4 protein-coding genes are annotated in these 6,097 nt (G+C 38.1%); 1 reads left to right on the forward strand and 3 read right to left on the reverse strand.

Annotated elements, in window-relative coordinates:
• The first annotated feature begins 212 nt into the window (after positions 1–212).
• On the forward strand, positions 213–1,958 hold the full coding sequence (locus EA365_15280; protein TVQ42399.1) for an ABC transporter ATP-binding protein: 1,746 nt from the start codon (positions 213–215) through the stop codon (positions 1,956–1,958).
• A 118-nt stretch (positions 1,959–2,076) separates the two neighbouring features.
• On the opposite strand, the gene EA365_15285 is transcribed toward EA365_15280, so the two are convergent.
• The 3 genes from EA365_15285 to EA365_15295 form a co-directional block, all read right to left on the reverse strand.
• On the reverse strand, positions 2,077–3,171 hold the full coding sequence (locus EA365_15285; protein ID TVQ42400.1) for an isocitrate dehydrogenase: 1,095 nt from the start codon (positions 3,169–3,171) through the stop codon (positions 2,077–2,079).
• Positions 3,172–3,379: 208 nt separating this feature from the next.
• Entirely contained in the window at positions 3,380–5,935 is a 2,556-nt protein-coding gene (locus EA365_15290; protein ID TVQ42401.1) for a glycoside hydrolase family 10 protein, read from the reverse strand.
• 38 nt (positions 5,936–5,973) lie between these two features.
• On the reverse strand, positions 5,974–6,097 hold a 124-nt coding region (locus tag EA365_15295), incomplete at its 5' end, for a transposase (GenBank protein ID TVQ42402.1).

Raw genomic sequence — 6,097 nt, forward strand, 5'->3', positions numbered from 1 at the left:
TAATTAAAAAAGTGGGGATGGGCATCGCCTCACTCAAAAACGGTCAATCATCTCTGAAGGTGAAAGACAAGAAGCCTACAGCGTAATCTTTGATTCGGTGTAGGAGTATGTCACTAAAAACTTATGTCTTACTTAAGACTTATCTGAACAAATGTAACAAAACTTTACAAAATCTGCTATGATCAGGATATCTTGATTTAATATCTCAACTAATGACCAACTCTAGCTTACGAAAACTAGGAGAATATTTGCAACCCTATTGGCGACAAGTTGCCATAGGAGTTTTAACCTTACTGTTAGTCAATGCTATTGGTATCTACATACCTCTTTTAATTAGAGATAGTGTTAATAAACTGGAAACAACTTTTTCGGTTAATCAGCTTTCTATCTATGTTATTGGAGTGATGGGATTAGCAACAATAATGTGGTTAGTTCGGATTTATTCTCGGATAGTTTTGTTTGGGGTAGGTCGTCAAATAGAATTTGATTTAAAACAAAGAGTTTTTGAACATCTGTTGACTCTTGAACCTGGTTATTTTGCTACTCAATCTTCAGGTGACTTAATTAGTAGAGCCACCAATGATATAGATAATATTCGTCGTTTAGTTGGGTTTTCATTACTATCAATAGCTAATACTATTTTTGCTTATGGTTTAACTTTACCAGTAATGCTCTCGATTGATTTTAACCTGAGTTTAATAGGTATTTCCGTTTATCCTTTGATGGTTATTGCTGTTATACAGTTTAGCAAAAAAATTGGTTTTCTCCAGATGAAAGTCCAGCAAAAACTATCTTATCTGAGTGAATTAGTCCAAGAAGATATTAGCGGAATTGCTCTGATTAAAATTTATGCTCAAGAAGAACACGAACGAAAAGCATTTAATGAACGCAATCAAGAGTTATTAACTACTAATTTAAATTTAGCCAGAACCCGTAATTTATTATTTCCAGTTATTGAGGCTATTTCTTATATTAGTTTGATTTTACTGTTAAGTTATGGTGTCAGAAACATCAATACAGGGTTAATAACTATAGGAGATTTTGTCGCCTTAATTATTTTTGTAGAAAGATTAATTTTCCCCACAGCTTTATTAGGATTTACCATAACTTCTTATCAAAGTGGTAAAGTAAGTATCGATAGGATAGAGGCTATTTTACAAGTTAAACCAAAAATAGTAAATGACCCAGAAGCTATTGATCTTCCCTTAGATGAAGTAAGAGGAGAAATAACCGCCATTAATTTCAGTTATACCTATCCTGGTAGTGAAAAACCAGTCTTAGATAAGTTGGATTTTACTATTAAAGCAGGAGAAACTATAGCCATAGTTGGTTCTGTAGGAGCAGGTAAATCTACTCTAGCTAATGGGATTCCAAGACTATTAGAAATCGAATCAGGTCAACTATTTTTAGATGGTCAAGATATCACTAAGATTAGATTAGAAGATTTGCGTAGGGCGATCGCCTACGTACCCCAAGAAAGTTACTTATTTAGTACAACTATTGAGGATAATATCCGCTATGGTAAACCTTGGATAGACAGTTCAGAGGTTATCTATGCAGCTAAACAAGCACAAATTCACAATGAGATTTTAAACTTTCCCCTACAATATCAGACCATAGTAGGAGAAAGAGGAATCACACTATCAGGAGGACAACGCCAAAGAACATCTTTAGCGAGAGCTTTACTAATAGATGCACCTATTTTAATCCTAGATGATGCCCTATCTAGTGTGGATAATCAAACAGCGACACAGATTTTAGAGAATTTTAGTAATACTCGTGGTAAAACGGTGATTTTCATCACTCACCAACTAGCAGCAGCGATGAACGCCGAGCGCATTTTAGTAATGGATCATGGTAAAATAGTGCAAATAGGTACTCACCGAGAATTATTACAAACTCAGGGTTTGTATCTCAATCTCTGGCAACAAAATCAACTAGAAGCAATTCTACAATAAAGGGAAGAGAGAAGGGAGTAGGGAGTAGGGAGCTTCCGAGAGGGGGAGAATGGAGAGAATTCCGAAGAAAGGAAGAAAGGAATTCCGTTCCACCGTTCCCCCTAATCCCTACTATAAATTAACTTGTACCTAAAACAGCCCAAGCTTCTAACTTACTTTTAACACGACGAATAACCTCATCAGTAAACTCACTAGTAGTCATTCTTCCCCCCAAATCAGGAGTAGCGCAACCATCATAAAGACTCTCAAAGACACTCTCATAGATAGCGCGAGAAGCTTTATCAGCATCAGGAGTATTGACATAACTTAATAGTGCGGCTCCTGCTAGAATCATCGCCATAGGATTAGCGATATTTTTACCAAAGAGAGCGGGTGCTGTACCATGGGGAGCTTCAGCCATAACAGTTTTAACTTGGTTAGTTTGATCATCAAATCCCAGAACAATACTCTCTGAGCCAGCTATACTACCGTACATTTGCAACACCATATCTGACAATAAATCCCCATCCCTATTTAAAGCGGGAATTACCAAAGACTCTCCACTAGTTTGCAATAACAAAGCAAAGGTAGCATCAATGAGTAAAGGTTGATAATTAACGTCAGGGTGACGCTTAGCAGCTTCGTCTAACTCCTCTTTGAACATACCCTCATAGGTAGCACTAACAGTAAATTTAGGACCTCCAAAGACCTTAGCACCTGTACGTCTAGCGTATTGAAATGTAAACTCAGCTACAGAACGACAAACACGACGAGACAGTCTAGAAGTGCGATAGGCGATTTCATCACCATCGGGGGTAGTTTCTCGCCATTCTTTAGCCCCATAAGCATCATCTACCGCCATTCTGACAATAGCGATGGGGGAATAAACACCAGCGATAGGGGTAATTCGAGGAATTCTACGCCCTGTTCGCAGAATGACTTGTGCGTTTAATTTTTCCCGTAAAATAGCATTAGGACTCCCTACGTCTCCTGGAATTTCTGGAGTAATGGTAGCAGCTTTGAGAGAAAGTCCAGAAAGCACCGCAGCTTCTGCACAAGCTTTGACAACTTCGTTATTAGTAGCGCGACGATTTTCTAAACTTAAATCAAAATCTTGGAATTCTAAAGGTTGACGTATCACGGAGGGTTGTAAAACTCTCAGAGACTGAAGAAGTAATTCTTCTCCCGTTTGATCTCCGTGCATAACTACGATAATTGGGTGTTGTTGACTCATAAGTATTTTAAGATCACATTAAGCACAATTTACGTGACATATTCCCACACTGAATCCTAGATTACAGTGTAGGCTTCTTGTCTTTCACCTGAGAAGATGATTGACCGTTTTTTCGTGAGGCGATGCCCAACCCCACTTTTTGAATCAATATAGCTGAATTTAAGTCTCTATCGATGCTTAATTCACCATAAGATTACTGAGGGAAAATTTACATCGCTCTTGAACCATAGTTAAGTAATTTTTCTAAACTAGCTAAACGATGTTGCCAAGCTTTCACCTGGTAAATATTATCAGACTGATGTTCCCACATCCAATAGTCAAATCTTCTCCGAAAAGCAGATAGTTGAATCTGTGCGGTTAATAAATTTTTACGCGAGGGATCTTCTGCTAAACGATCTAAACTAGCAGCGAGAGAGTCCACCTGTTTACTCCACTCTTGCATAGTTTTGGTATCCATGACCAATTCATTTTGAGAGATTAAAAAACTCCACTCTCTCTGTAATCCCTGATAACGTTGAGATAAAGTTTGAAAGGGTTGGCGATAAGGAAGAGGTTGCTCAACATTTCCCTGGGTTTTTCGTAATATTCTTTCTAAACTAGGTGTAAAATTTTCTGTAGCAAATAAAGCATAACCATCTGGAGAAATATTGCGCAATAATTGCATTCTATCGATAGTTACTAACTCAGAATTATTAATAGTAATTCCTGGAATAATTAAAGTAGAATTGCCTTGATTATTTTCAAGAATCTGACTGGTAGTTAAAGTTAATTCTTCATTATTTAAGCCATAACTCATTAAGACGATTAAATCTACCCATTCATTCTCCGCCCAATATTCCCAATGTTGTTGGATAGTTTTTAATCTTTGTTCTTTAGGAAGGGGAAAAACCGCAGTAGAGATGATTAAATCAGGTCGGTCTTGTTTTAACTGTTGAGAAGCAGTAAAGACAAAATTATTAACTTGATTAATCTTAAAATCGTTCCAATCAGACCAAAGGGGGTGTTTAGAGTCTATATTAAGAGGATCTACTCCCGTTAAAGCTTGGAATTGTTGTCGAGACTTTTTACCATAACCAGAAGATTGTTTAATGTCTGGATTCTGAAAAGGATAACGAATATAATCTAAATGAATACCATCTACTTGATAGTTATTGCTAATTTCATTTAAAACCGATAATAAATATTGTTGAACCTCGGGATTAGCTGGATCGTAAAAAGCTTTTTTTTGTTGAGTATTATAGTCAAAAGGATCTCCCTGTCTATTTCTGATTAACCAGTCAGGATGAAGGGAAAGTACAGGACCTAAATAATCAATAGGGCGATCGCTGATGCGATTATGGGCTTGATTAGCCGCGGCGAATACCCACACCCAAGCGTGTAACTCCATTCCTCGTTCATGAGCAAGATTAACCGCGGTTGCTAAGGGGTCCCAACCTTTAATTAGAGGATTTTGTTCAGGTGCAACACGACTAGGGTAAATGGGGTAACTAGCGTTAAGGGTTTCAAAAAAAACTGTATTAATCCCAGAAGCTGCCATGCGATCGAAGATTCTCGCTAGATTCTGGGGGGATTTTGCTTTAACAATTGTACCACGATCTACCCACATCGCTCTCACCTCTGGTTGAGCTAGCAGGCGATCGGTAGGATAGTTGTTAAGCAATAAATTACGTGTTTGATACCATTGTTGTCTAGCTTTTTGGTACTCCTGTTGTCTAATTAGTTCTAGAAATTGCTGATGTTTTTTTTTTGCTTCTGCTAAAACTTGATGTGATTTACTGCTGTATATTTCCTCTTGAGGGGCGATCGCTAGTTGAGTTGGTTGATCGTTATTTAAATTATCTATGACTATTTGAGTAGTAGATAAATCCAGGCTAGAATTATGAGCTTCTATCATATTGAGGGTAGTTTGATAACGAGCGATTAACCCTTCTAACTCTTGATTCATCCCTTGCATCTGCTCAATGTGAACGGATTCTGACTCAGTTTTGCTATTTTGTTTTTGCAGCACATCAGGAAAGAGAACATCTCTCTCTGTTATTGGGTTACAGGGTTGAGGATCTACTCTGGTGCTAGTAGTACTAATATATTGACCGTGATAATTTAAGGCAGCAGTTAGCCATGCTATATCCGTAGCTGCCGAAGATACAGCATCTACTCCCCAACGCCAACCTATAAAAATAGCACTATCATTAAAGATAACCGCAGGAGGTGCTCCATCTGCTGACCAGACTGCTGCTGTTTCACTAGGTAACTCTTGATTAAGTTGGAGTACTCCTCCTTGGAGATTAGCGGTTAAACCATCGTAGCTAATCCAAGCTTGCTCTGCTTGGGGTTGTAATTTAGTAGCAACTGGTAGAGCATAGTCCCAAGAAGCACCAAATAGAGATTGTAACTGCTCCCTTACTTCTCTATTAGCGAGGTTACCCGTAGGACCTGTAACAATTACTCGTCCTCCTTGCAACATCCAAGTTTCTAAAGATCTAGCTTGAGCATAGGTGATATTTTCAACGTTAGGTAAGAGTAAAACCCTGACATTATCTAGATCTGCCGCTGACTGCAACTCCTCGGCGTCTAAAATACAATAGTCGATATTCATTAAATTGAGACGACTAGTAATTTCTGCCCATTGTTTTTGGTTATAAGTACTTCTGACTATTCCCAATTGATCCATAAAAGCGAAAGCGGGATTAGCTATAAGGCTAAGAGGCAATACTAACGAACCTAAGCCTATAATACGAGGCAGCTGTTTTAAGAATTTGAACATGGTTATTGCTGATAAACTGATTATTGACACTCCCCACCCTAAAAGGATGGGGATTCTTGGTTCAATGAGGTAACTTGCTTTAACTGAATTGCTTCAATTAAAGTAGAGGTCTCCTCTCCCCAAGCGTTAGTTCCGATGTGCCCCACCGTACTTAATCCTCTT

Origin of the sequence: Gloeocapsa sp. DLM2.Bin57 (assembly GCA_007693955.1) — a bacterium.
Classification (GTDB): Bacteria; Cyanobacteriota; Cyanobacteriia; order Cyanobacteriales; family Gloeocapsaceae; genus Gloeocapsa.

Excerpts from the sequence above, each read along its gene's own strand:
- EA365_15280 (TVQ42399.1), top strand. The coding sequence starts at position 213 with ATGACCAACTCTAGCTTACGAAAACTAGGAGAATATTTGCAACCCTAT.
- EA365_15285 (TVQ42400.1), bottom strand. The coding sequence starts at position 3,171 with ATGAGTCAACAACACCCAATTATCGTAGTTATGCACGGAGATCAAACG.
- EA365_15290 (TVQ42401.1), bottom strand. The coding sequence starts at position 5,935 with ATGTTCAAATTCTTAAAACAGCTGCCTCGTATTATAGGCTTAGGTTCG.